This is a genomic window from Aquitalea palustris, assembly GCF_003693445.1.
In the GTDB taxonomy this organism is placed as follows: Bacteria; Pseudomonadota; Gammaproteobacteria; order Burkholderiales; family Chromobacteriaceae; genus Aquitalea; species Aquitalea palustris.
In genome coordinates this window covers 1-3,000 of sequence record NZ_RFAR01000099.1, presented here as the reverse complement: position 1 = coordinate 3,000, position 3,000 = coordinate 1, and the positions used below count along the sequence as shown (strand labels likewise).

Genomic DNA, 3,000 nt, shown 5'->3' with positions numbered 1-3,000 from the left:
GCGCGCCGCCGCAGACAGTACATGGCGTACGGCAAGGCTGGCGCGGGGGCTTTGTTATCGGGTCTTAGCAAACCACCATCAATGCCGGCGTGCCAGCCGCTGCAATACCGCTACCAGGGTATCGACTTCCTCGCAGGTGTTATAGAAAGCCAGCGAAGGCCGCACCGTGGCTTCCAGCCCGAAGCGCCGCAGAATCGGCTGGGCGCAGTGGTGGCCGGAGCGCACCGCAATGCCTTCCTGATTCAGCGCCTTGCCCACTTCCTCGGTACGATAGCCCGGCAGCACAAAGGACAGCACGCTGGCCTTGTTGGCTGCCGTGCCAACCAGGCGCAAACCCGGTACCGACTGCAGGCCGTGGGTGGCATACACCAGCAGGTCGTGCTCGTAATGGGCAATCGCTTCCAGCCCGATACGCTCGACATAGTCGATGGCCGCCCCCAGCCCCACCGCGTCCGCGATATTGCCAGTGCCTGCCTCGAACTTGTTGGGCGCCGGCTGATACAGCGTTTTCTCGAAGGTGACATCGGCAATCATGTTGCCACCCCCTTGCCACGGCGGCATGCTGTCCAGCAACTCCTTCTTGCCGTACACCACGCCGATGCCGGTGGGTGCAAACACCTTGTGTCCGGAGAACACAAAGAAGTCTGCATCCAGCGCCTGCACATTCACCCGCATGTGCGAGACCGACTGCGCCCCGTCCACCAGCACCCGCGCCCCGGCGGCATGCGCCAGCGCCACGATTTCCTGCACCGGCGTCACCGTGCCCAGGGCATTGGATACCTGGGTGATGGCCACCAGCCTGGTACGGCTGTTCAGCAGCTTGCGGTATTCGTCCAGCAGGATCTGGCCGCTGTCATCTACCGGAATCACCCGGATTTTGGCACCGCTGGCTGCTGCCAGCATCTGCCAGGGCACGATGTTGGCGTGGTGCTCCAGCTGCGACACCACGATTTCATCGCCGGCGCCGATATTCTGACGCCCCCAGGTATTGGCCACCAGGTTGATGGCTTCGGTGGCACCGCGCACGAAAATCACCTGATCCGGGCTGGGCGAGCCAATAAAGCGCGCCACCTTGTTCCGGGCCGCTTCATAGGCATCCGTCGCCCGTGCCGCCAGCTCATGCGCGGCGCGGTGGATGTTGGAGTTTTCGTGCTGGTAGAAATAGGCCAGCCGGTCGATCACCGCTTGTGGCTTGTGCGTGGTGGCGGCGTTGTCCAGCCAGATCAGCGGCTTGCCATTCACCCGCTCCGCCAGGATGGGGAAGTCACGACGCACGGCGTTCACATCAAAGCCATGGCCGCGACTGGCCACCTTGCGGTCGAAATCTGGTGCCTTGCCATGCTGCGGCCACTCCTCGACAAAGTAATAGCCGTGGCTATTACCCTGCGCGGGTGCCGCTGCCACTGGTTGGCGACTGTCACCGGCCAGCAAGGCACGCAGCTCATCCGCACCGGGCAGGCCAAAGGACTGCGCCGTTACCCGGTCATCCACCGCCACATCCGGTGCAGCGGAGGGATAAGCCGAGGATTCGCCGATAAAGTAATACGGCGAGGACGGCACGGCTGACCCGGCCAGCGACGGCGCGGAAGGCTGGGCCGCCGCCACTTGCGGAATGGCCGCGCCATAGCCTTGCGGCACAGCGTAGGCATGCGGACCACCCCGGCCAAAGCCATCCAGCGCCGCCGGTTCCGGCGTGTGTGCGGCGGCCGCGGCCGGCTGTGGCGACAACTGCGGGCCAGCCACGTCCAGATTCAGCCCGTTGGCTGCAGGTGGCGGGCTGCCCGGCAGCTGCCCCGGCAAGGCGCTGAAGAAGGCATTGGCCAGATTCGCCAGCTGGGCGATGTCCGGCAGGCCCTCAGGCTTACTTGTAGGTATCTGGGTAGTCATGGTACTTGCCAATCTCCACGTCTTCGAGCACGGCCAGCGCATCTTCGGTCAGCACGGCCAGCGAGCAATACAGCGAAATCAGGTAGGACGCGATGGCGTTGCGGTTGATGCCCATGAAGCGCACCGACAGCCCCGGGCTCTGCTCGCCAGCCACACCCGGCTGGTACAGGCCGATCACACCCTGACGCTTTTCACCCACGCGCAGCAGCAGGATTTTGGTCTTGCCGTCTTCGTCGATCGGCAGCTTGTCCGACGGGATGATGGGCACACCGCGCCAGGTGATGAACTGCGAACCGAACAGGCTTACAGTCGGCGGCGGTACGCCACGGCGGGTGCACTCACGACCGAAGGCGGCAATCGCCAGCGGGTGGGCCAGGAAGAAGCCCGGTTCTTTCCACACCTTGGTCAACAGCTCGTCCAGATCGTCCGGGGTCGGTGCGCCAGTCAGGGTGGAGATGCGCTGGGTGTCGTCCACATTGGCCAGCAAGCCGTATTCCGGGTTATTGATCAGCTCGGATTCCTGACGCTCCTTGATGGTTTCAATGGTCAGGCGCAGCTGTTCCTTGATCTGGTCGTGCGGGCTGCTGTACAAGTCGGATACGCGGGTGTGCACGTCCAGTACGGTAGTCACTGCATTGAGGAACAATTCACGCGGCTGTTCTTCGTAATCGACAAAGGTTTGCGGCAGTTCGGACTCGTCGCGCTGCGAGCAGGCCACCTGCACGCCAGCGGCATTTTTCACCCGGTTCAGACGGAAAATGCCCGCTTCTACCGGCGACCATTGCAGCAGGTGCACCAGCCAGCGCGGGCTGATGGTGGACAACTGCGGTACGGTTTTGGTGGCATTGGCTAGCTGGCGCGCGGCGTTGTCGCCCAGTGCCTGTTTGACGTCCTGATGTTGAGACATGTCAGCTCCATGAAGGTGGTTGAAAGAAACAAACTGCAGGCTGCACAGCCCCCTTGCCGGCGGCCTGCAGGCAAAGCTCCGCCCTGCCCGCTGTCTGTGCAGCGTGGCGAGGTGGTCAAACAGTGAATAGTGGTGAGGTTAAGAGCGGCTAACAAAACAGCGTAGCGCCCCTGGGGCAAGGCGGCGCAACGCAGCAGCAGGTTTTT

Annotated in this window: 2 protein-coding genes; both read right to left on the bottom strand. The window is 63.3% G+C overall.

Annotated features, from left to right (window positions below; genetic code table 11):
• Nucleotides 1-78: 78 nt before the first annotated feature.
• Entirely contained in the window at nt 79-1,887 is a 1,809-nt protein-coding gene (locus tag EAY64_RS18325) for a family 2A encapsulin nanocompartment cargo protein cysteine desulfurase (protein WP_103526161.1), read from the bottom strand.
• On the bottom strand, nt 1,862-2,794 hold the full coding sequence (locus tag EAY64_RS18320; RefSeq protein ID WP_045844953.1) for a family 2A encapsulin nanocompartment shell protein: 933 nt from the start codon (nt 2,792-2,794) through the stop codon (nt 1,862-1,864). The genes EAY64_RS18325 and EAY64_RS18320 overlap by 26 nt, the downstream gene beginning before the upstream one ends.
• Nucleotides 2,795-3,000: the final 206 nt, after the last annotated feature.